The organism is Nocardioides sp. Z43_10 (genome assembly GCF_059766615.1).
Window position 1 is genome coordinate 40,146 of sequence record NZ_JCBAJY010000004.1, and the last position, 21,651, is coordinate 61,796.

The 21,651-nt window shown below is 72.0% G+C and carries 20 protein-coding genes; 14 read left to right on the plus strand and 6 right to left on the minus strand.

Translation table 11 applies throughout. The features are described from left to right. The 13 genes from AC6EI4_RS08475 (at position 1) to secA (ending at position 16,344) form a co-directional block, all read left to right on the plus strand. A complete protein-coding gene (locus AC6EI4_RS08475; protein ID WP_498451192.1) occupies positions 1-1,377 on the plus strand; it encodes a phosphomannomutase/phosphoglucomutase in 1,377 nt (458 codons plus the stop codon). Beyond that, a complete protein-coding gene (locus tag AC6EI4_RS08480) occupies positions 1,374-1,544 on the plus strand; it encodes a Trm112 family protein (RefSeq protein WP_498423328.1) in 171 nt (56 codons plus the stop codon). Before AC6EI4_RS08475 ends, AC6EI4_RS08480 begins: the two co-directional genes overlap by 4 nt. Before the next feature lie 17 nt (positions 1,545-1,561). Beyond that, positions 1,562-2,614 carry an SIS domain-containing protein gene (locus AC6EI4_RS08485; RefSeq protein ID WP_498423326.1) on the plus strand — a complete coding sequence of 351 codons (1,053 nt, stop codon included), beginning with the start codon at positions 1,562-1,564 and terminating at the stop codon, positions 2,612-2,614. A gap of 147 nt (positions 2,615-2,761) precedes the next feature. Then, positions 2,762-3,763, plus strand: coding sequence for a DUF808 domain-containing protein (locus AC6EI4_RS08490; RefSeq protein WP_498423324.1), 1,002 nt, complete (start codon positions 2,762-2,764; stop codon positions 3,761-3,763). Positions 3,764-3,840: 77 nt separating this feature from the next. Continuing rightward, positions 3,841-5,286, plus strand: a complete 1,446-nt coding sequence (gene ahcY / locus AC6EI4_RS08495; protein ID WP_498423322.1) for an adenosylhomocysteinase — start codon at positions 3,841-3,843, stop codon at positions 5,284-5,286. 58 nt (positions 5,287-5,344) lie between these two features. After that, entirely contained in the window at positions 5,345-6,037 is a 693-nt protein-coding gene (gene mtrA, locus AC6EI4_RS08500) for an MtrAB system response regulator MtrA (protein ID WP_498423320.1), read from the plus strand. Positions 6,038-6,079: 42 nt separating this feature from the next. Beyond that, entirely contained in the window at positions 6,080-7,678 is a 1,599-nt protein-coding gene (gene mtrB / locus AC6EI4_RS08505; RefSeq protein WP_498451193.1) for an MtrAB system histidine kinase MtrB, read from the plus strand. Next, positions 7,675-9,441, plus strand: coding sequence for an LpqB family beta-propeller domain-containing protein (locus AC6EI4_RS08510; protein ID WP_498451194.1), 1,767 nt, complete (start codon positions 7,675-7,677; stop codon positions 9,439-9,441). Before mtrB ends, AC6EI4_RS08510 begins: the two co-directional genes overlap by 4 nt. 65 nt (positions 9,442-9,506) lie before the next feature. Next, positions 9,507-10,316 carry a ComF family protein gene (locus tag AC6EI4_RS08515; protein WP_498451195.1) on the plus strand — a complete coding sequence of 270 codons (810 nt, stop codon included), beginning with the start codon at positions 9,507-9,509 and terminating at the stop codon, positions 10,314-10,316. Positions 10,317-10,743: 427 nt separating this feature from the next. Continuing rightward, positions 10,744-11,376 carry a ribosome hibernation-promoting factor, HPF/YfiA family gene (gene hpf, locus AC6EI4_RS08520; protein ID WP_498451196.1) on the plus strand — a complete coding sequence of 211 codons (633 nt, stop codon included), beginning with the start codon at positions 10,744-10,746 and terminating at the stop codon, positions 11,374-11,376. Between the two features lie 136 nt (positions 11,377-11,512). Continuing rightward, positions 11,513-12,196 (plus strand): response regulator, encoded by a 684-nt coding sequence (locus tag AC6EI4_RS08525; protein ID WP_498423310.1) that lies wholly within the window; start codon positions 11,513-11,515, stop codon positions 12,194-12,196. Positions 12,197-12,206: 10 nt separating this feature from the next. After that, complete coding sequence (locus tag AC6EI4_RS08530; protein WP_498451197.1) at positions 12,207-13,418, plus strand: winged helix-turn-helix domain-containing protein; 1,212 nt, start codon at positions 12,207-12,209, stop codon at positions 13,416-13,418. Between the two features lie 109 nt (positions 13,419-13,527). Beyond that, on the plus strand, positions 13,528-16,344 hold the full coding sequence (gene secA / locus AC6EI4_RS08535; protein ID WP_498451198.1) for a preprotein translocase subunit SecA: 2,817 nt from the start codon (positions 13,528-13,530) through the stop codon (positions 16,342-16,344). A 7-nt stretch (positions 16,345-16,351) separates the two neighbouring features. On the opposite strand, the gene AC6EI4_RS08540 is transcribed toward secA, so the two are convergent. Together AC6EI4_RS08540 and AC6EI4_RS08545 are read right to left on the minus strand one after the other, a co-directional pair. Next, on the minus strand, positions 16,352-16,867 hold the full coding sequence (locus AC6EI4_RS08540; RefSeq protein WP_498451199.1) for an Rv3235 family protein: 516 nt from the start codon (positions 16,865-16,867) through the stop codon (positions 16,352-16,354). After that, complete coding sequence (locus AC6EI4_RS08545) at positions 16,864-17,595, minus strand: LysM peptidoglycan-binding domain-containing protein (protein WP_498451200.1); 732 nt, start codon at positions 17,593-17,595, stop codon at positions 16,864-16,866. Before AC6EI4_RS08545 ends, AC6EI4_RS08540 begins: the two co-directional genes overlap by 4 nt. 111 nt (positions 17,596-17,706) lie before the next feature. On the opposite strand from AC6EI4_RS08545, the gene AC6EI4_RS08550 reads away from it, so the two are divergent. Then, positions 17,707-18,249: a hypothetical protein gene (locus tag AC6EI4_RS08550; protein WP_498423301.1), complete on the plus strand. Its 543-nt coding sequence runs from the start codon at positions 17,707-17,709 to the stop codon at positions 18,247-18,249. A gap of 15 nt (positions 18,250-18,264) precedes the next feature. On the opposite strand, the gene AC6EI4_RS08555 is transcribed toward AC6EI4_RS08550, so the two are convergent. From AC6EI4_RS08555 to AC6EI4_RS08570, 4 genes are read right to left on the minus strand one after another with little or no spacing between them, the layout of a single operon-like run. Beyond that, positions 18,265-18,600: a sec-independent translocase gene (locus AC6EI4_RS08555; protein WP_498423299.1), complete on the minus strand. Its 336-nt coding sequence runs from the start codon at positions 18,598-18,600 to the stop codon at positions 18,265-18,267. Between the two features lie 3 nt (positions 18,601-18,603). Then, positions 18,604-19,758, minus strand: a complete 1,155-nt coding sequence (locus AC6EI4_RS08560; RefSeq protein ID WP_498423297.1) for an Mrp/NBP35 family ATP-binding protein — start codon at positions 19,756-19,758, stop codon at positions 18,604-18,606. 25 nt (positions 19,759-19,783) lie between these two features. Beyond that, positions 19,784-20,344, minus strand: a complete 561-nt coding sequence (locus tag AC6EI4_RS08565; RefSeq protein ID WP_498423296.1) for a DUF1003 domain-containing protein — start codon at positions 20,342-20,344, stop codon at positions 19,784-19,786. A gap of 3 nt (positions 20,345-20,347) precedes the next feature. Further along, positions 20,348-21,634 carry a magnesium transporter MgtE N-terminal domain-containing protein gene (locus tag AC6EI4_RS08570; protein WP_498423294.1) on the minus strand — a complete coding sequence of 429 codons (1,287 nt, stop codon included), beginning with the start codon at positions 21,632-21,634 and terminating at the stop codon, positions 20,348-20,350. Between the last annotated feature and the right edge of the window lie 17 nt (positions 21,635-21,651).

Genomic DNA, 21,651 nt, shown 5'->3' on the forward strand with positions numbered 1-21,651 from the left:
ATGTCGCCGACCAGCACCCTCGATCCCGAGAACCTCGCCGCGATCTTCAAGGCCTACGACGTCCGGGGCACCGTCCCCGACCAGCTCGACGAGGAGCTGGCGCGACGCACCGGAGGCGCCTTCGTCCAGGTGACGGGGGCACCGCAGGTCGTGGTCGGCCACGACATGCGGCCCAGCTCGCCGGGGATGGCGCGCGCCTTCGCGGAGGGCGCCAGCGCCGCCGGCGCCGACGTCGTGCTGATCGGGCTCGCCTCCACCGACGAGCTGTACTTCGCCTCGGGCCATCTCGGCCAGGCCGGGGCGATGTTCACCGCCAGCCACAACCCGGCGCAGTACAACGGCATCAAGATGTGCCGGGCCCACGCCGTGCCGATCGGCATGGAGACCGGGCTCGCGCAGATCCGGGACACGGTCGCCGCGGGCGAGGTCGCCGCCGCGGCGACCCCGGGCACCATCACCGAGCAGGACGTGCTCGACGCCTACGTCGCCCACCTGCTCACCCTGGCCCCGGTGCGTGGACGCCGCCTCAAGGTCGTGGTCGACGCCGGGAACGGGATGGCCGGCCTGACCGCGCCCGCCGTCTTCGAGGCGCTCGGCGACACGGTCGAGCTGGTGCCGATGTACTTCGAGCTGGACGGGTCCTTCCCCCACCACGAGGCCAACCCGATCGAGGCGGCCAACCTGGTCGACCTGCAGCAGCGGGTGCTCGCCGAGGGGGCCGACATCGGGCTCGCCTTCGACGGCGACGCCGACCGGTGCTTCCTGGTCGACGAGCAGGGCCGGGCGGTCTCCCCGTCCACGCTGACCGGACTGATCGCGGCGCGCGAGCTCGCCCGCGAGCCCGGCTCGACCGTGATCCACAACCTGATCACCAGCCGTTCGGTGCCGCAGATCGTCACCGAGCTGGGGGGCACGCCGGTGCGCACCCGGGTGGGCCACTCCTACATCAAGGCCACGATGGCCGAGACCGACGCCATCTTCGGTGGGGAGCACAGCGGGCACTTCTACTTCCGCGACTTCTGGCGCGCCGACTCCGGGATGCTCGCCGCGCTGCACGCCATGGCTGCGCTCGCCGAGAGCGACGGCACCCTCAGCGAGCTGCTCGGCCAGTACGAGCGGTTCGTCGCCTCGGGTGAGATCAACACCACGGTCGCCGACCAGGCGGCGGTGCTGGCGGAGCTCGAGGCGTCGTGGACCGGGGACGGGATCACCAGCGACAAGCTGGACGGGCTGACCGTGGAGCACCACGACTGGTGGTTCAATGTGCGGGCCTCCAACACCGAACCGCTGCTCCGGCTCAACGCCGAGGGCAAGGACGAGGCGACCATGACCCGCATCCGCGACGAGGTGCTCGCGGTGATCAGGAGAGACGCATGAACCTGGACCCCAAGCTGCTGGAGATCATCGTCTGCCCGGCGTGCCACGCCGACCTGCGCCCCGAGGAGGCGGCCGGCGAGCTGGTCTGCACCGGCTGCGGCCTGGCCTACCCGGTGCGCGACGACATCCCGGTGCTGCTGGTCGACGAGGCACGTAAGCCGGACTGAGCGGACGGGGCGAGGGCGTGGGCATCTGGTTCGACGAGTCCCGGCTGGACGACCAGTCGGTGCTCGAGCTGCACGACGGCGTGCTGCGCCGTCTGGCCGAGTCCGGCGCCCGGGTGCGCCGCGAGAGCGACGAGGCGGCGGCGGCGATCCTCGACGCGGTGGAGCGCATCGGCGACCAGCGCCCCCGCGCGATCGTCGCCGCGGGGCCGGACTCGAGGCTGCTGCGCGCGGTGCTCGAGCCGTGGTGCCCGGTGCCGTTCGTGGCCTGGCCCGCCCCCGGCCTCCCGGGCTGGGCCGGCAGCCTCGACCTGGTCGTGATGCTGTGCCCGGAGGGCTCCGACGTCGGCTCCGCGTCGGCCGTGGCGGAGGCGGTGCGTCGCGGCTGCCAGGTCGTGGTCGCCTGCCCCGAGCGCTCGATGGTCGCCGAGCACGCCGCCGGTCGCTACAGCACGGTGCTGCCCACCGTCACCGGTGACCAGCTGGCCACCGCGGTGGTCATGCTCGACTTCCTCGACCGGGTCTCGCTGGGCCCCAGCGCGAACCCGCAGACCGTCGCCGAGGCGCTCGACGCGGTGGCGATCCGGTGCGCGCCGCTGCGCGATCTCGCCGTGAACCCCGCGAAGATGCTGGCCATCGCGCTCGCCGACACCGTCCCGCTGGTGTGGGGCGGCTCGGTGCTCGCCGCGCGTGCCGCACGCCGGGTGGCGGAGTCGATCCGGCGCGCCAGCGGGCGCACCGCCCTGGCCGGCGACGCCGAGCACCTGCTCCCGGTGCTGGAGGTCACCCGCGAGCGCGACGTCTTCGCCGACCCTTTCAGTGACCCGGGCGCCGACGGGACCGGCGAGATGCGCCCCGTCCTGGTCGTGCTCGACGACGGCTCCGAGGACCCGGCGGTGCGCGAGCAGCGCGGCCGGCTCCAGGCGGCCGCGCAGAGCCGCGGCATCCGCGTGGAGACGCTGACCTCGGGGCTCGCGGACGCCGAGGAGTGCGAGGTGTCGCGCTACGCCTCCCTGGTGCTGCAGGGCACGTACGCCGCGGAGTACCTGCGCGCCGGCCTGGCCGAGGACTGAGCACCGGCGGCGCGGTCTCGAGGAGACGATCGTCGGGCCTCGCGAGGGCGGCTAGGCTTTGCCGGTGACGACGAAAAGGCGCGACCCGCGCACCGCTGACGCCGCCCCGCTGCCGGGAGCCACCCTCCGCACCCGCGAGGGCCGGCGATGAGCGGCGGCCTGTTCGCGCTGCTCGACGACGTGGCGGTCCTCGCCCGTCTGGCAGCGGCCTCGATCGACGACGTCGGGGCGGCCGCGGGCCGCGCCAGCGCCAAGGCCGCCGGCGTGGTCATCGACGACACGGCCGTCACCCCGCAGTACGTGCACGGACTGGCCGCCGAGCGCGAGCTGCCGATCATCAAGCGGATCGCCACCGGCTCCCTGCGCAACAAGCTGGTCTTCATCCTGCCGGTCGTGCTGCTGCTCAGCGAGTTCCTGCCCTGGCTGCTGACCCCGATCCTGATGGCCGGCGGCACCTTCCTGTGCTACGAGGGCGCGGAGAAGATCTGGGGGAAGATCGCCGGCCACGAGGCGCACCCCGAGGAGCTGGCAAGCGAGATCAGCCCCGAGCGCGAGAAGGCGATGGTGGCCGGTGCCGTGCGCACCGACCTGATCCTCTCGGCCGAGATCATGGTGATCGCCCTCAACGAGGTCGCCGACGAGGCCTTCTGGTCGCGCGCGATCATCATGGTCGTCGTCGCCCTGGGCATCACCGTGCTCGTCTACGGCGTGGTCGCGCTGATCGTGAAGATGGACGACGTCGGGCTGCGCCTGACCACCCGCAGCTCCAGCATGGCCAAGAAGGTCGGCCACGCGCTGGTCAAGGGGATGCCGCGGCTGCTGAGCGCGATCTCGATCGTCGGCACCGCGGCCATGCTCTGGGTCGGCGGACACATCCTCCTGGTCGGGGTCGACGAGCTGGGCTGGCACCCGCCCTACGAGCTCGTGCACCACCTCGAGGAGCTGGCCCACGACCTCGTTCCCGCGATCGGCGGGCTGCTGGGCTGGCTGGCCAACACGGCGGCCTCGGCCGTGATCGGCCTGGTGGTCGGTGCCGTGGTGGTGGCGGTGCTCACGCCGTTCGGGATCGGTCACGGCTCCAAGACCAAGCACGACGAGGCTCCGGCCGGCCACGGCGAGGATTCTTCCGCCCAGCCGGGTTCGCCCTAATCTGGAGCGCACGTCATCTGAGGCGCCCGTCGGTCTCCGCCGCGCGCTGCAGCCAGCATCGCCTTAAGGGGAGATCCATGGACTACAAGGTCGCAGACCTGAGTCTGGCCGACTACGGCCGGACCGAGATCACGCTCGCCGAGCACGAGATGCCGGGCCTGATGGCCATGCGTGAGCGCTACGGCAAGGACAAGCCGCTCGCGGGCGCCCGCATCGCCGGCTCGCTGCACATGACCGTGCAGACCGCGGTGCTCATCGAGACCCTGGTCGACCTCGGCGCCGAGGTCCGCTGGGCCTCGTGCAACATCTTCTCGACGCAGGACCACGCCGCCGCGGCGATGGTGGTGGGCCGTGAGGGCACCCCGGAGAACCCGCAGGGCGTCCCGGTCTTCGCCTGGAAGGGCGAGTCGCTGGAGGAGTACTGGTGGTGCACCCAGCAGATCCTGCTGTGGCCCGGCGGCGAGTTCGCGAACATGATCCTCGACGACGGCGGTGACGCCACGATGCTGGTCCACCTCGGCCTCGAGGCGGAGAAGACCGGCCAGGCCCCGGACCCGGCCAGCGCGAAGAGCGTCGAGCAGAAGGTCGTCTTCGAGGTCCTCCAGGCCTCGCTCGCCGAGAGCACGGACCGGTGGACCAAGGTCGCCGGCGAGCTGCGCGGCGTCACCGAGGAGACCACCACCGGCGTGCACCGCCTCTACGACATGATGCGCGAGGGCTCGCTGCTCTTCCCGGCCATCAACGTCAACGACTCGGTCACCAAGTCGAAGTTCGACAACCGCTACGGCTGCCGCCACTCGCTCATCGACGGCATCAACCGCGCCACCGACGTGCTGATCGGCGGCAAGGTCGCGGTGGTCTGCGGCTACGGCGACGTCGGCAAGGGTTGCGCCGAGTCGCTGCGCGGCCAGGGCGCCCGGGTCATCGTCACCGAGATCGACCCGATCTGCGCGCTGCAGGCCGCGATGGACGGCTACCAGGTCTCCACCCTGGAGGACGTCCTCGACGTCGCCGACATCGTCATCACCGCGACCGGCAACAAGGACGTCGTGTCCGCCGAGCAGATGTCGCGGATGAAGCACCAGGTCATCATCGGCAACATCGGTCACTTCGACAACGAGATCGACATGGCCGGTCTGGAGTCGTGGCCCGGTGTGGTGCGCAAGAACGTCAAGCCGCAGGTCGACCTGTTCAGCTTCCCGGCCGCCGACGGCCGCGACGGCCACACGGTGATCATCCTCTCCGAGGGCCGGCTGCTGAACCTCGGCAACGCGACCGGTCACCCGTCGTTCGTGATGTCGAACTCGTTCACCAACCAGGTGCTGGCGCAGATCGAGCTCTTCACCAAGCCCGAGGAGTACCCGGTCGGCGTCTACGTGCTGCCCAAGCACCTGGACGAGGAGGTCGCTCGCCTGCACCTCGATGCGCTGGGCGTGAGGCTCACGACCCTCAGCGAGGAGCAGGCGTCCTACCTCGGGCTCGACGTGTCCGGTCCCTTCAAGCCGGACCACTACCGGTACTGACCGCCTGCGGGCAACCGGCCGCAGGCACATCCGCAGCTCGGTGAGGGAAGAAACCAGCATGAACGACTTCACGCCGCGGGGGCGCGTCCTCGTCGTCGACGACGACGCGTCCCTCGCGGAGATGCTGTCGATCGTCCTGCGGCAGGAGGGCTTCGACAGCCGGGTCTGCCTGCGCGGGGACCAGGCCCTGGCAGAGTTCCGCGACTACCGCCCGGACGTGCTGCTGCTGGACCTGATGCTCCCGGGCAAGGACGGCATCGACGTCTGCAAGGAGGTCCGTGCCGAGTCCGGCGTGCCGATCGTGATGCTGACGGCCAAGGGCGACACCGTCGACATCGTGGTCGGGCTGGAGTCGGGCGCCGACGACTACGTCGTGAAGCCCTTCAAGCCCAAGGAGCTGGTGGCGCGGATCCGGGCCCGGGTGCGTCGACTCGACACACCCAGCCCGGAGACCCTCACCGTCGGCGACCTGACCATCGACGTGGCCGGGCACTCGGTGACCCGCGACGGCGCGCCGATCAACCTGACCCCGCTGGAGTTCGACCTGCTGGTCTGCCTGGCGCGCAAGCCCTGGCAGGTCTTCAGTCGTGAGGTGCTGCTGGAGCAGGTCTGGGGCTACCGCCACGCGGCCGACACCCGGCTCGTCAACGTCCACGTGCAGCGCCTGCGCTCGAAGGTCGAGCACGACCCGGAGAACCCCGAGATCGTGCTGACCGTGCGCGGCGTCGGCTACAAGGCCGGCGGCGCCTGAGCGGATCCCCCGTTCAGCCGCGCGACCTGTCACCCTTGCCTCATGGCTGCGCGCATCCCTCCCGCCGTACGGCGGGGGCTGACGTTCTGGCGCCGCTCCATCCAGGCGCGCGTCGTGGCGAGCACCGTCCTGCTCTCCGCGGCCGTGGTCGGCGTGGTGGGGTGGTTCCTGCTCCAGCAGACCCGTGAGGGGCTGCTGGACCAGCGCGTCGAGCAGGTGCTGGCCGAGGCGGCCAACGAGACCGACGAGGCCGCGCAGCGGTTGGCGGCGGTGCCCGGCACCGACATCGACGTCGCCGGCCAGCGCTCCCAGTTGGTGGAGCCGATCATCCTGCGCGGGGCCGGCCGCGGCTTCAGCGTGGTGCTCGCGCCCCCCGCCGCCCCGGCCGGCGACCTCGCCGAGGCGGGTGCCCTGCGCACCCAGGGGCTGAGCCCGGGCAGCGTGCCCACGTCGCTGCAACGCCACTTCCAGGGCGGTGGGGACACGGCCTGGACCTACACCCGGATCACCAGCACCGACGAGGCCGGCGCGACCACCAGCGGCCCCGGCGTCGCGGTCGGCTCGCAGGTCATCCTGCCGGCCGACGGAGAGACCTACACGCTCTACTACCTGTTCCCGCTCACCGAGCAGGAGGAGACCCTCAGCCTGGTCACCCGGGCCCTGCTGACCGCGGCGGGGCTGCTGCTGGTCTTCGTGGCCGGGTTGACCTGGCTGGTGACCCGCCAGGTGGTGGCCCCGATCCGACTCGCCCGGCAGGTGGCCGAGCGGCTGGCCTCGGGGCAGCTGCAGGAGCGGCTCAAGGTCACCGGGGAGGACGACCTGGCGCGACTGGCGACCTCGTTCAACCAGATGGCCTCCAACCTCCAGCGCCAGATCCGCCAGCTCGAGGAGCTCAGCCGGATGCAGCGCCGCTTCGTCTCGGACGTCTCCCACGAGCTGCGCACCCCGCTGACCACCGTGCGGATGGCCAGCGACGTCCTGCACGACGCCCGCGAGGACTTCGACCCGGTCACCGCGCGCGCCGCGGAGCTGCTGCAGCAGGAGCTCGACCGGTTCGAGATGCTGCTGGTGGACCTCCTCGAGATCAGCCGCTTCGACGCGGGCGCCGCGGTGCTCGAGCTCGAGGACGTGGACCTGGTCGACGTCGCGCAGCGGATCGTCGACACCCTCCAGCCGCTGGCGCGCCAGCGCGGCACCCGGGTGATCGTGCAGGCACCGCAGGAGCCCTGTCTCGCGGAGGCGGACGTACGGCGCGTGGAGCGGATCGTGCGCAACCTGGTGACCAACGCCATCGACCATGCCGAGACCGGAGACATCGTGGTGCACGTGGCCGGAGACGACCATGCGGCGGCCATCGCCGTACGCGACCACGGGGTGGGCCTGGCGCCGGGGGAGCCGGCGCTGGTCTTCAACCGCTTCTGGCGCGCGGATCCGGCCCGAGCCCGCACCAGCGGCGGCACCGGGCTCGGCCTCTCGATCGCGTTGGAGGACACCCACCTGCACGGGGGCTGGCTCCAGGCCTGGGGCCGCTCGGGCGAGGGCGCGCAGTTCCGGCTGACGCTGCCTCGCCGGGCCGGCGCCACCCTCGGCCAGAGCCCGCTGCCGCTGGTCCCGCTGCCGGACGTGGAGCGTGCGCGATGACAGGACCTGGTCGTCTCCGAGGTCGTCGCCTCGCCGTGGCGCTGCTGCTGGTGGGGATCACCGCGCTGCTCAGCGGGTGCGTCACCCTGCCGGAGAGCGGTCCGGTCCGCGAGGGCGACACCGAGACGCAGGGCGCCGACGTGCCCGGGATCAGCTACGAGCCACGGCCGCCGCAGCCCGGCGAGTCGGCGGCCGAGATCGTCAGCCACTTCATGGAGGCGATGACCGCCACCCCGGTCCAGACCGGGGTGGCGCGCAAGTTCCTCACCCAGGACGCCCGCAGCGTCTGGAACCCCGAGTTGGAGACGATCCTGTACGAGGACGCGGGGACCCCGCGTGGCTCCGGCGTCCTCGAGGTCGAGCTGAGCGGGGCCCACCACCTGAACTCGCGCGGAGCCTGGCTGGGTGCGCTGCCCCGCGAACGCCGCACCCTGCGGTTCACCATGGCGGTCGAGGACGGGGAGTGGCGCATCGCCAACGCGCCGAACGCGCTGGTCGTGCCCACGTCGTGGTTCGAGCAGAGGTTCCGCCAGGTCTCGCTGTTCTTCCTCGACCAGAGCGCGCGGATCCTGGTGCCCGAGCCGGTCTTCGTGCCGCGCGGGGACCAGCTGGCCACCACGCTCACCCGGGGCCTGGTCAACGGCCCCGGGCCGGGGCTGGCACAGGTCTCGCGCACCTTCTTCCCTGCCGGCACCCGCTGGGAGCTGTCGGTCCCGGTGAGCAACGCCGGGATGGCGGAGGTCTCCCTGCAGGGGGAGCCGGGGGCGCTGACCCCGGAGGGGGCCGAGCTGGTCATGGCCCAGCTGGCCTGGACGCTGCGACAGGTGCCGACGATCCGCTCGATCCGCCTGCTCGTGGGCGGCGAGCCGGTCGCCACCCCCAGCGGGGCGACCGAGTTCCCCGTCACCTACGGCACCGAGGTCGATCCCACCGTGCTCACCGCCAGCGCCCAGGTCTTCGGGCTGCGCGAGGGCCGGGTCGTGCTGGCGACGCCGGGCGCCGACGACGAGAGGCTGGACGGGCCCCTGGGAGCGCCGGGAGCCCGGTTGCGCGACTTCGCCGTGGACCTGCAGGCCACGCACGTCGCCGGCATCAGCCGCGACGGCAGCCGGGTGCTGCTGGCGTCGCTGAACGAGCACAGCCCGGTCACCACGGCGGTCGTCGGCGCGCGCGACCTGCTGAAGCCCGCCTGGGACTTCGCCGACCGGCTCTGGCTGGTCGACCGGACCGGACGGGGTGCCGAGGTGTCGGTGCTGGTCGGCGATCGGCGGCGCGTCGTCGACGTGCCCGGCATCAGCGGGCGCCGGGTCAGTGACTTCGTCGTCTCGCGCGACGGCAGCCGCCTGGTCGTGGTCATCGACTCCGCGGCCGGCGACTCGGTGATGGTCAGCCGGATCATCAGCGACGAGCGCGGCCGGGTGCTGCGCGCCGCGCCGGCCGATCGCATCGGCTGGCCGCGCGACGAGGCGCTCGACATCCGCGACATCGGGTGGCGCACCCCCACCGCGCTCGCCCTCGCCCACGTGGTCACCCAGGACCTGGCCGAGATCCGCACCATCTCGGCCGACGGCTCCCCGGGAAGCCTGGAGGACCAGGTGGCGCCGATCCTGCTGCGCGAGGACGTCCGGCGGCTGATCAGCTCGCCGGACCTGACCGAGGAGCTCTACGTGGCCACCACCGCCGGGGTCTTCGACCTCAGCGACCGGGAGCGGGGCACCACCACCATCGACCCGGCGATCACCGCGCTGAGCTACGTGGGCTGAGGGATCGCGGGCGTCCTCCACAGGGCCGGCCGCGGGCCTTGCCAGCGCGGCCCCGGCGGGCTGCGATGGCCGTTGTGATCGATGCCGCGGCCGACCTGCTCACCGGCTCCTCGTGCGTGGGCTGCGGGCGACCCGGCAGGCTGCTGTGCCGGGCCTGCGCGGCGGCGCTCCCCGATCGCCCGTTCCCGGCCTGGCCGACCCCGGTGCCGCCCGGTCTCGCCCCGCCGTGGGCGGCCGCGGAGTACGACGCTGCGGTGCGCGAGATGGTGATCGGACACAAGGAGCACCGGCGGCTTGCCCTGCGCCCGCACCTGGCCCGGCTGCTGGCGCTCGCGGTCCACGGCGCGCTCGCCTGCGCGACCGGACCGGTGGTGCTGGTGCCGGTGCCCTCGCGCCGGGCCACGGTGCGGGCCCGGGGGCACGAGCCCACCTGGGCCCTGACCCGCGACGCGGCGCGCCTGCTGCAGGGCGACGGGCTCGCGGTTGCGGCGCGCCGGGTGCTCGCCGTACGGCGCGGCGTGCTCGACCAGGCGGGGCTGGGGGCCCAGGCCCGTGCGGCGAACCTGGCCGGCTCGCTGTGCTGCCCCACGCCCGCGCTGCGCCGACTGGGCAGGCAGCATCCGCGCGCGTGCCTGGTGGTGTGCGACGACGTGCTCACCACCGGTGCCACCGCGCGCGAGGCGCAGCGGGCACTGGAGGCGGTCGGGCTCAGCGTCCTCGGCGTCGCCGCGGTCGCGGCCACCCGCCGTCGGCACCCGCCGCGCCTCGGTGAAGGCCCCGCAGAGGTGTCCGGCAGGGACCCGTACGGCGTGGTGACGACGGTCACCGACCACATTGAGACACCCCTCCTTTCTTCCGTCAGGCCGACGGACTAACGTCACGTCATGGAGTCCGTCCGGGTCCGTGGTTGCGTCACTGGGACGCTTCGGGTCTGCCCGGACGTCAGGTGGCAAGCCGATGCCAGTCGCAGGCGAAACGGCCCACGTAAGGCCCGCACGCGCACCTCGTCCCTGCGGGGGTCCGAGGTGATCGGGCAGCTGATCACGGTGCGGCTTAGAAGTAAGTCCTGCCTCGCCCCCGCCGTCAGATACGGCGACGGGCGGGAGAAGGTGGGTAGTGGCATCAAGCTGCGAGAGCCTCAGCAGGCGATTGTGGGGACGAAGACCAGGTCGGCCGGGCGGACTCCATCCCACCCGAGCACCGGGCCCTGCGCGGCCCGCGCTGCTCCCTGCTCCCGCAGGGGCGTGCCCGGGAGGTGGAACAGCCATATTGGTTGCTACATGAGAAGCACGGAGGTTCACCATGGACGTCGTGGTCACCAGCAGGCACTGCGAGGTGTCGGATCGGTTCCGCAGTCACGTCGACGAGAAGCTCGCCCGGCTTGAGAAGCACGATCACCGCATTCAGCGTGTCCAGGTGGAGGTGGAGAAGGAGCGCAACCCGCGCCAGGCCGACCGCAGCGTGCGCGTCGAGCTGACCGCCTTCTCCAAGGGACCTGTGATCCGCGCCGAGGCGGCCGCCGAGGACAAGATGGGGGCCCTCGACCTGGCCATCGACAAGATGGCCGCGCAGATGCGCCGTGCCGCGGACCGTCGACGCGTCCACCGTGGACGGCACACGCCGGTCTCGGTGGGGGAGGCCCTCGCCGACGTGGTGCCCAGCAGTGACGAGAGCGACGAGTCCGAGGTGACCGAGCGTCGCGTCGGGCCGATCGCGGTGACCGGCGACGGGCCGCTGGTGGTGCGCGAGAAGACGCACGCGGCCTCGCCGATGACGCTGGACCAGGCGTTGTACGAGATGGAGCTCGTCGGCCACGACTTCTACCTGTTCGTGGACAAGGAGAGTGAGCGTCCTTCGGTGGTCTACCGCCGCCGCGGCTACGACTACGGCGTGATCTCGCTGGACCTCCAGGCCCAGGCGAGCGAGCTGGGCTGAGCATCCGGGGCCGCTGGCGGTCCTGATCAGCTGAGCGGCGGGGCGGTCCCTACGGGGCCGCCCCGTCGGCGTCCGGGAGGGCGTGCGCGCGTGGGCGCGGGTGGTCCTCAGCCCCGAGGGCGGGCATGATGCGTCTGTGAGCGACCCAGATGGCACCGCCGGACCAGAGCCGATCCGCGTCCTGGTCGTCGATGACCAGGAGCTGTTCCGTCGCGGGCTGACGATGCTGCTGGGGGTGGAGCCCGGCATCGACGTCGTCGGCGAGGCCGGGGACGGGATCGAGGGCACCGACCTGGCGACCCAGGTGATGCCCGACGTCGTGCTGCTCGACGTGCGGATGCCGCGCCGCTCGGGCATCGAGGCGTGCCTGGCCATCAAGGAGGCGGTCCCGTCGGCGAAGATCATCATGCTCACCGTCTCCGATGAGGAGGGCGACCTCTACGAGGCGGTGAAGAGCGGCGCCGCGGGCTATCTGCTCAAGGACTCCTCGATCGAGGAGGTGGCCCAGGCGGTCCGTCTGGTGGCCGAGGGGCAGTCGCTGATCAGCCCCTCGATGGCGGTCAAGCTCATCGACGAGTTCAAGCAGATGTCACGCTCCGAGCGCAGCCAGGTGCCGGGCCTGCGGCTCACCGAGCGTGAGCTCGAGGTGCTGCGGCTGGTCGCCCGGGGGCTCAACAACCGCGAGATCGCCCGGCAGCTGTTCATCAGCGACAACACGGTCAAGAACCACGTGCGCAACATCTTGGAGAAGCTCCAGCTGCACTCCCGGATGGAGGCCGTGATGTACGCGGTGCGGGAGAAGCTGCTCGACCTGCCGTGAGCGAGCCGAGATGAGCGGGACGAGCCTCTCCCTGGCCCAGGCCCGACGGGTGGTGCTGGGGGCCCAGGGCTTCCTGGACCGGCGCCACACACCGCCGACGATGCGCACCCTGGACCGCACCCTGACCCGTACCGGCGTGCTTCAGGTGGACTCGGTCAACGTGCTGACCCGCGCGCACTACATGCCGCTGTACTCCCGGATGGGGCCCTACGACACCGACCTGCTGCACCGCGCCAGCGAGCGCCGTCCCCGGCGGATGGTGGAGTACTGGGCGCACGCCCAGGCACTGATGCCGGTCGAGCTGTGGCCGGTGATGCACCACCGCCGCGAGCACTACCGCGCCGCGCGGGGCAAGTGGTCGGGGATGGCGGCTCGCCCCGAGCTGATGGCGTCGGTCCTGGAGCAGGTGCGGGTGCGTGGGCCGGTGACGGCTCGCGACCTCGACGACGGGCGGCCCCGCGCTCGCGAGCACTGGGGCTGGAACTGGTCGGAGGCGCGCAAGGTCCTCGACTACCTGTTCCTGGTCGGGGACGTCGCCATCGCGGGCCGCAACCGGCAGTTCGAGGTGGTCTACGACCTGCCGGAGCGGGTGCTGCCGCGCAGCGTGCTGGAGCTGCCCGTGCCCGGCGAGGCGGAGGCCCACCGCGAGCTGGTGCGCCGGGCCGCCCGCTCGCACGGGATCGCCTCCGCCCCGTGCCTGCGCGACTACTACCGGCTGCCGGCGGGGGCGGTGGAGCCGGCGATCGCCGAGCTCGTCGGGGCCGGCGAGCTGCTCCCGGTCTCCGTGCAGGGCTGGGGCCGCCCGGCGTACCTGCACCGCGACGCCCGGCTGCCGCGCAAGGTGCGCGCCCGGGCGCTGCTGAGCCCCTTCGACCCGCTGTGCTGGGAGCGCAGCCGCACCGAGTCGCTGTTCGGCTTCCGCTACCGCATCGAGATCTACGTTCCCGCCGAGCGACGTGTGCACGGCTACTACGTGCTGCCGTTCCTGCTCGGCGAGCGGATCGTGGCCCGGGTCGACCTCAAGGCCGACCGGGCGACGGGGCGACTGCTGGTGCGCGGCGCGTACGCCGAGGAGCACGCCCCCGAGGAGACGGCCGCCGAGCTGGCCGCCGAGCTGGTCCAGCTGGCCGGCTGGCTCGGGGTGGGCGAGGTGGTGGTGGAGCCCCGTGGAGACCTCGCGCCTGCCCTGGCCAGCGCGCTGACCTGCCCAGACGCGCCGTAGTCGGGTTCCGTGGGCGGTGCTGGGTAGCATGACCGCTGGGGCGCCGTGTCGCGGTGCCTGCACCGTGCGGCAGCAGCTGCGCCCAGTCCACCATCCAGGAGTTCAGCCCGTGGCCATCCTCGACAGAATCCTCCGCATCGGCGAGGGCAAGATCCTCCGACAGCTCGAGGCCGTCGCCAAGGCCGTCAACGCGATCGAGGACGACTTCGTCAAGATGAGCGACGAGGAGCTGCGGGGCATGACCGCGGAGTTCCGCGAGCGCCTCGAGCAGGGCGAGAGCGTCGACGACCTGATGCCGGAGGCGTTCGCCACGGTCCGCGAGGCCGCCAAGCGGGTCATCGGCCAGCGTCACTACGACGTGCAGGTGATGGGCGGTGCGGCGCTGCACCTGGGCAACATCGCCGAGATGAAGACCGGTGAGGGCAAGACCCTGGTCGCGACCATGCCGGCGTACCTGAACGCGCTGCCGGGCAAGGGCGTGCACATCGTCACGGTCAACGACTACCTGGCGAAGTACCAGTCCGAGATGATGGGCCGCGTCTTCCACTTCCTGGGTCTCAGCGTCGGCGTCATCCTGCCGAGCATGCGCCCCGACGAGCGGCGCGCGGCGTACAACTGCGACATCACCTACGGCACCAACAACGAGCTCGGCTTCGACTACCTGCGCGACAACATGGCCAGCTCCATCGAGGAGTGCGTCCAGCGCGCCCACCACTACGCGATCGTCGACGAGGTCGACTCGATCCTGATCGACGAGGCGCGGACCCCGCTGATCATCAGCGGCCCCACCCAGGACGAGGTCCGCTGGTACGGCGAGTTCGCCAAGATCGCGCGCAAGCTCACCAAGGACGTCGACTACGAGGTCGACGAGAAGAAGCGCACGATCTCGGTGCTCGAGCCCGGCATCACCAAGGTCGAGGACCACCTCGGCATCGACAACCTCTACGACTCGGTCAACACGCCGCTGATCTCCTTCATGAACAACTCCATCAAGGCCAAGGAGCTGTTCCGCAACGACAAGGAGTACGTCGTCATGAACGGCGAGGTGCTCATCGTCGACGAGCACACCGGCCGGATGCTCGCCGGCCGGCGCTACAACGACGGCCTGCACCAGGCGATCGAGGCCAAGGAGGGCGTCGAGGTCCGCGAGGAGTACCAGACGCTCGCCACGGTCACCCTGCAGAACTACTTCCGCCTCTACGAGAAGCTCTCCGGCATGACCGGAACCGCGATGACCGAGGCGGCCGAGTTCGACAAGATCTACAAGCTCGGCGTGGTGCAGATCCCGACCAACAAGCCGATGCTGCGCATCGACCAGCCGGACCTGGTCTACCGCACCGAGGAGGCGAAGTACCTCGCCGTCGTCGAGGACATCGCCGAGCGCCACAAGAAGGGCCAGCCGGTGCTGGTCGGCACGGTCTCGGTGGAGAAGTCCGAGCACCTCTCGGCGCTGATGAAGAAGAAGGGCATCCCGCACACGGTGCTCAACGCCAAGGTGCACGCCGACGAGGCGGCCATCGTGGCGATGGCGGGTCACCGCGGCGCGATCACGGTCGCGACCAACATGGCCGGTCGAGGCACCGACATCATGCTCGGTGGGTCCGTGGAGTTCCTGGCCGACCAGGAGCTGCGCAAGAAGGGCCTGGAGCCGGTCGGGGACACCGCCGCGGAGTACGACGCGGCCTGGCCCGAGGTGCTCGAGCGGATCAAGGAGCAGGTCGCCTCCGAGCACGAGGCCGTCACCGAGCTCGGCGGGCTCTACGTCGTCGGCACCGAGCGGCACGAGTCGCGCCGCATCGACAACCAGCTGCGTGGACGCTCGGGCCGCCAGGGCGACCCGGGCGAGTCCCGCTTCTACCTGTCGCTGCAGGACGAGCTGATGCGGCTGTTCAAGTCCGACTGGGTCGACCGGGTGCTCACCGTGCTCAAGGTCCCCGACGACGTGCCGATCGAGAACAAGCGCGTCACCGGCGCGATCGCCAGTGCCCAGGGCCAGGTGGAGTCGCAGAACTTCGAGTCGCGCAAGAACGTCCTCAAGTACGACGACGTGATGAGCCGCCAGCGCGAGGTGATCTACCGCGAGCGCCGCGAGGTGCTCGAGGGCAAGGACCTCGCCGAGCAGGTGCGGACCTTCATCGAGGACGTGATGACCGGCTACGTCAACGGGTCCACCCAGGACTACCCCGAGGACTGGGACCTCGAGGGCCTGTGGACCGCGCTGGGTCAGCTCTACCCCGTCTCGCTCGATCTCGAGCAGCTCGAGAAGGAGGCCGGTGGCCGCGCCAACCTGAGCCGCGAGCGCCTGGTCGAGGACCTGCGCGCGGACGCTTTGGACGCCTACGCCAAGCGGGAGGCCGAGGTCGGCGCCGAGGTGATGCGCGAGCTCGAGCGTCGGGTGCTGCTCTCGGTGATCGACCGCAAGTGGCGCGAGCACCTCTACGAGATGGACTACCTGCGCGAGGGCATCTACCTGCGGGCGTACTCGCAGCGCGACCCGCTGGTGGAGTACCAGCGCGAGGGCTTCGACATGTTCTCGGTGATGATGGACGCCATCAAGGAGGAGGCCGTCGGCTTCCTGTTCAACCTCGAGGTCCAGGTCGACGAGGTCGACGAGGAGGACCCGGCCGAGGCGGACCAGGAGCCGGGCCAGAGCGGTCTCGGCGCGCCCGCGGTGGAGCTGGACAAGAAGCGCGAGGCGCCGGTGATCCGGGCCAAGGGGCTCAGCAAGCCGGCTGTCCCGCAGCAGCTCACCTACTCGGCGCCCACCGAGGACGGCGACGTCGAGGTCGTCACCGAGGAGGCCGACGACCCCTACGCCGGGACCGGGCGCAACGCGGACTGCCCCTGCGGCTCGGGCAAGAAGTTCAAGAAGTGCCACGGCGCACCGGGCGGGCCGACGGGTCTCACCACGCGCGTCAACGGCTGAGCCGGGCTCAGGCGAACTCCAGGGCGGTGCACTGCCAGCGCCCGGCCAGGATCTCGAAACGGGCCGCGAGGGCACGCGAGCGCGCGCCGTACCTGACCCGGGCGCTGACCTCGGCGACGTCGCGGGAGACGAAGCTGGCGTGGATCGTCTCGACGTGGGGGCGCAGCTCGGGGCGGCGCTCGCGCCCGTGCCCGGCGCGGTGCAGGCCCGCCTGCGCCACCAGCACCGCCCGCCGGGAGAGGTCGTCGTGGACGCGCGGCGCGGTCCAGCGCACGAGCTGGGACACCGGGCGGTCGCCGTACACGATCTCGACGGCGGCCTGGGTGTAGCGCCGGGCCCACCTCTCGAGGTCGTCGCGCACGCGGACGTCGATGGAGATGACGTCGGCGCCGGCGCCGCGCGGGTGTCCGCCCGCCTCCGGCGGGTCGAGCCGTGGCTGGAGATCGAGGGCCAGGGTGCCCTGCACGCTCGCGAGAGGCACCTGCCCGCGCAGCGGCGTGACCTTGTCGTGGAAGGGCGTCATCGGATCCTCCTGGGGAGCCGCAGGGTGGTGGTGGGCAGGATGAGGTCGGGATCGGGGCCGATGCGCTCGCCGTTGGCGGCGTAGATCGCGCGCCAGTGCGCGTCGACGACGGCGGGCGAGGCGTCGTCGGGCAGCGCCGCGGCCGCGATGTCCCACAGGTTGTCGCCGGGCCGGACGACCACGACGTGGCCGCCGCGGGCCGCGGGCTGCTCCGTCCCGGGGGCGCTGTCGGGGGCGGTGGGCTCCGGGCGCTGCGGGGAGGGCGACAGGGGCCTCGGCGTGTCGCGGGGGCTCGAGGGCCGCTCCGGGAGGGGCAGCCCCTCGAGGGCCGAGCTGCCGCCCTCGTCGCCGTGCACGTGGGTGGGTACGGCGTGCGCGGGCGCGGCGAGGCCGCCCACCAGGGCGACCCCGCACGCGGTGAGCAGGAGCCGGCGCAGCGCCCTGGGGCAGCCGACGGTGCGCGTCGTGGCCCGCCCGCGCGCGGCCTCGGCGGCCACCGCGGTGGTGATCAGCCACAGCCACAGGGCAGCGCCCAGGGCGAGGAGCGCGGCCAGCCAGACCAGCAGGACGTCGAAGGGCTGGGCGGCCAGCGTGGCGTGCGCCCAGGCGTGGTGCGCGGAGCGCAGCTCACCCGCGGTCGCCGCCGCGAGCAGGGCGACCAGTCCGGTCACGGCCAGCCAGACCGCGAGGCAGCGCCCGAGTGGTGCGCGTTCGACAGGTCCGGCCACGGCCTGATCCCTTCGTTTGCGTGCGTTTACCTCATTCAAAGTCCGTTCACGGCGTTGGTCAACCGTTTGTCCACAGTGGATTCGGGAAGGCCAGCGTGGCAAGGTCGGCACATGTCCTGGGAGGAACAGCTGTTCGCGCTCTTCGACGACCTGGAGTCCCAGGCGGACACGCTCTTCCAGGCCGAGCGGGAGCTGGAGCTGGCCGACCGGATCCGCGCGGAGTACCAGCACGTCGACCTGGACAGCCGGTTGATGGCCTCGCTGGAGCGCGAGCTCACCGTGTCCCTGCGCGGCGTGGGGCAGGTCGGTGGCGTGCTGCAGCGCGTGGGCCCGGGCTGGTTCCTGCTGCAGGGTCCGGGCCAGGACTGGATCGTCGCGAGCGCCGCCGTGCTCACGCTACGGGGAGCCTCGCCACGGTCGGTGCCGCGGGAGGCCTGGTCACCGATCCACCGGCTGGGGCTGTCCTCGGCGCTGCGCCGGATCGCCGACGCCGGGGAGCGGTGCGTGGTCCACCTCGTCGACGGCGCCCGGCACGACGTCACGTTGTCCCGGGTCGGCCACGACTTCGTGGAGGTGCTCAGCGGCGAGGGACGCTCGGCGCGCTCCGTCCTGGTGGCCTACGCCGGGCTGGCGGCCGTGCAGAGCCGTGACTGAGCGCCGACGCGGCGCTCAGGTGGCGTCTACGTCGTAGGGCGGGAGCTCGCCCTCGGCGAGGGGGCGCAGGCCCTTGCGAGCGGGTGCCGCGGCGGCGGCGTCGTCGTCCTCCAGCGCCTCCATGATGTGCTTGCGGACCACGTTGCGGGGGTCGAGGTCGGTGAGCTCGAGATCGGAGAACTCCGGGCCCAGCTCGGTGCGCAGCTCGTCGCGGGTGGCGTTGGCGAAGTCACGCGCCTTGCGGACGAACTGGCCCAGCTGCTTGGCCACCTCGGGCAGCCGATCGGGGCCGAAGACGAGCACGGCGACGAAGGCGATCACCGCCAGCTCGGTCAGCCCGACACCCCACACAGGTCAGAACTTACTGGTGGGCGTGAGCCCCAGCTGCATGCCGGCCAGGCCGCGGCCGCGGCCCGCCAGTCCCTCGGCGACCTGACGCAGCACCTGGGCGGCGGGGGCGGCGGGATCGGCCTCGACGATCGGCTTGCCGGCGTCGCCTCCCTCGCGCAGGGAGATGTCCAGCGGGATCTCCCCGAGCACGCGCACGTCGTAGCCGAACCGCTCGGAGAGCGTCTTGGCGACCCGGGCGCCACCGCCGGATCCGAAGACCTCCAGGCGGTGCTCGGGCCCGCAGTGCGGGCAGGGCAGGAAGCTCATGTTCTCGACCACTCCGACGACGCGCTGGTGCATCATCGAGGCCATCGTGCCGGCTCGCTCCGCGACCTCGGCGGCCGCCTCCTGCGGCGTGGTGACGACCACGACCTCCGCGTTGGGCAGGTGCTGGCCCAGGGAGATCGCGACGTCGCCGGTGCCCGGGGGCAGGTCGAGCAGGAGCACGTCGAGATCGCCCCAGTAGACGTCGGAGAGCATCTGGACCAGCGCCCGGTCCAGCATCGGGCCACGCCAGGCGACGACCTGGTCGCGGCGGGGCTTCAGCATCCCGATGGAGATCACGGAGACGCCGGACGCGGTGGGGACCGGCATGATCAGGTCCTCGACCTGGGTCGGGCGGGCGTCGGCGACCCCGAGCATGGCCGGCACCGAGTGGCCGTAGATGTCGGCGTCGACGACGCCGACCTTCAGGCCCAGCTGGGCCATCACCAGGGCGAGGTTGACCGTCACCGAGGACTTGCCGACGCCGCCCTTGCCGCTGGCGATCGCGAACACCTTGGTCAGCGAGCCCGGCTGGGCGAACGGGATCTCACGCTGCGCCTGGCCGCCGCGCAGCACCTCCTGCAGGCCCTGGCGCTGCTCGCCGGTCATCACCCCCAGGTGGAGGTCCACCCCGGTCACCCCCGGCACCCGGCGCAGCGCCGCCTCGACGTCGCGGTTGATGGTGTCCTTCATCGGACAGCCGGCGACGGTGAGAAGGACGGTCAGCGCGACGGTGCCGTCGTCGCGGACCTCGACGGCCTCGACCATCCCGAGCTCGGTGATGGGGCGCTTGATCTCGGGGTCGTTCACGGTCGCCAGCGCAGCGGTGACCTGCTCGACGGTGGGGGTGCTCATGATGCGCAAGCGTAGACCTTGCGCCTCAGCGCTCCCGCCTCGGAGGGCCCTCCGTCGCGCCGGCGACGCTCTCACCCTCCTCGGCGGAGCCGGACCGGGCACGCTCGTCGAGCTCGTGCAGCAGGGTGCGCAGCTCCGAGCGCAGGTAGTCGCGGGTCGCCACCTCGCCCAGCGCCATCCGCAGCGACGCCACCTCGCGGGCCAGGAACTCCATGTCGGCGTGGGCGCGTGCGTTGGCCTGCCGGTCCTGCTCGGCGATCACCTTGTCGCGCATCTCCTGGCGGTTCTGCGCGAGCAGGATCAGCGGCGCGGCGTACGACGCCTGCAGGCTGAGCATCAGCGTCAGGAAGATGAACGGGTAGGCGTCGAAGTCCATGTCGCCGGGGGCGGCCCAGTTCCAGCCCACCCAGACCAGCACGAACAGCGTCATGTAGATCAGGAAGCGCGCGGTGCCCATGAACCGGGCGAACTGCTCGGCGAAGACGCCGAACGTGTCCGAGTCGTAGGAAGGGCGCCGGACGAGGTGGCGACGGGTGTCGCGGGGGGTGTCCAGGCGCGGCGTGCGGGAGGTACGGCTCTCTGCCATCGCTCAGATCACCGACCCCGGGGCCTTGCGGTGGGCGGCGGGGCGCCCCCGTCTGGCCACCCGGTCGCGCCAGCCGTCGGGCAGCATGTGGTCGAGCAGGTCGTCCACGGTGACCGCGCCCAGCAGCCGGCCCTCCTCGTCCACGACCGGCGCGGCGACGAGGTTGTAGGTGGCGAGGTGCGCGGCCACCTCGTCGATGCCCGCCTCCGGGCGCAGCGGGTCCATCGAGGAGTCCAGCGCCGCGGCCACCAGCGTGGAGGGCGGCTCGCGCAGCAGCCGCTGGATATGGGCGACGCCGAGCAGCTTGCCGGTGGGCGGCTCCAGCGGCTGACGACAGACGTAGACCAGGGCGGCCAGGGCGGGGGAGAGCTCGGGGTTGCGCACGTGGGCCAGGGCGTCGGCGACGGTGGCGTCGGGGCCGAGGATCACCGGCTCGGGCGTCATCATCGCGCCGGCGGTGTGCTCGGCGTACGACATCAGCCGCCGCACGTCCTCGGCCTCCGAGGGCTGCATCAGCTCGAGCAGCTGCGCGGCGGTCTCGGGCGGGAGATCGGCGATCAGGTCCGCCGCGTCGTCGGCCGACATCTCCTCGAGGACGTCGGCCGCGCGCTGGGAGTCGAGGTGCTCGAGGATCTCGACCTGGTCCTCGTCGGGCAGCTCCTCGAGGACGTCGGCGAGGCGCTCGTCGTCCAGCGCGGCCACCACCGCGGTACGCCGTTCGGGGGGCAGGTCGTGGATCATGTTGGCGGCGTCGGCCGGGCGCATCTCGTTGAGCGCCGCGATCAGGTGGGTCGCGCCCTGGGAGGCCTCGCGCTGGGTGAGGTTCTCGACCTCCCACCAGTCGACGACGTGCGACTGACCCCGGCGGCGGAACCCCTTGCCGGGCTCCTGGATCGCGACCCGACTCAGCACCCAGTCGCGGTTGCGGGCCTGCTCCATGGCGACGTCGTAGACGGTGCCCACCGTGCCGGTGCCCTTGACCCGCACCTCGCGGTCCAGCATCTGGCCGATCACCAGGGTCTCGGTCGGGCGCTGCTCGAAGCGGCGCATGTTGAGCAGCCCGGTGGTGTAGACCTGACCGCTGTCGATGTTGGTGACGCGGGTCATCGGCACGAAGATCCGCCGGCGGCCGAAGACCTCGGCGACCAGGCCGAGGACGCGCGGCTGGTTGGCCTCGGTCCGCAGCGCTACGACGAGGTCGCGGACCTTGCCCACCTGGTCGCCCTGGGGGTCGAAGATCGGCAGGCCGACGAGCCGGGCGGCGTAGACGCGGGGAGGGGTGGTGCTCACCAGCGTCACGCTACCGG

Coding starts and splice junctions, on each gene's coding strand:
- AC6EI4_RS08475 (WP_498451192.1), top strand. CDS start 1: ATGTCGCCGACCAGCACCCTCGATCCCGAGAACCTCGCCGCGATCTTC.
- AC6EI4_RS08480 (WP_498423328.1), top strand. CDS start 1,374: ATGAACCTGGACCCCAAGCTGCTGGAGATCATCGTCTGCCCGGCGTGC.
- AC6EI4_RS08490 (WP_498423324.1), top strand. CDS start 2,762: ATGAGCGGCGGCCTGTTCGCGCTGCTCGACGACGTGGCGGTCCTCGCC.
- ahcY (WP_498423322.1), top strand. CDS start 3,841: ATGGACTACAAGGTCGCAGACCTGAGTCTGGCCGACTACGGCCGGACC.
- mtrA (WP_498423320.1), top strand. CDS start 5,345: ATGAACGACTTCACGCCGCGGGGGCGCGTCCTCGTCGTCGACGACGAC.
- mtrB (WP_498451193.1), top strand. CDS start 6,080: ATGGCTGCGCGCATCCCTCCCGCCGTACGGCGGGGGCTGACGTTCTGG.
- AC6EI4_RS08510 (WP_498451194.1), top strand. CDS start 7,675: ATGACAGGACCTGGTCGTCTCCGAGGTCGTCGCCTCGCCGTGGCGCTG.
- AC6EI4_RS08515 (WP_498451195.1), top strand. CDS start 9,507: ATGGCCGTTGTGATCGATGCCGCGGCCGACCTGCTCACCGGCTCCTCG.
- hpf (WP_498451196.1), top strand. CDS start 10,744: ATGGACGTCGTGGTCACCAGCAGGCACTGCGAGGTGTCGGATCGGTTC.
- AC6EI4_RS08530 (WP_498451197.1), top strand. CDS start 12,207: ATGAGCGGGACGAGCCTCTCCCTGGCCCAGGCCCGACGGGTGGTGCTG.
- AC6EI4_RS08540 (WP_498451199.1), bottom strand. CDS start 16,867: ATGACGCCCTTCCACGACAAGGTCACGCCGCTGCGCGGGCAGGTGCCT.
- AC6EI4_RS08550 (WP_498423301.1), top strand. CDS start 17,707: ATGTCCTGGGAGGAACAGCTGTTCGCGCTCTTCGACGACCTGGAGTCC.
- AC6EI4_RS08560 (WP_498423297.1), bottom strand. CDS start 19,758: ATGAGCACCCCCACCGTCGAGCAGGTCACCGCTGCGCTGGCGACCGTG.
- AC6EI4_RS08565 (WP_498423296.1), bottom strand. CDS start 20,344: ATGGCAGAGAGCCGTACCTCCCGCACGCCGCGCCTGGACACCCCCCGC.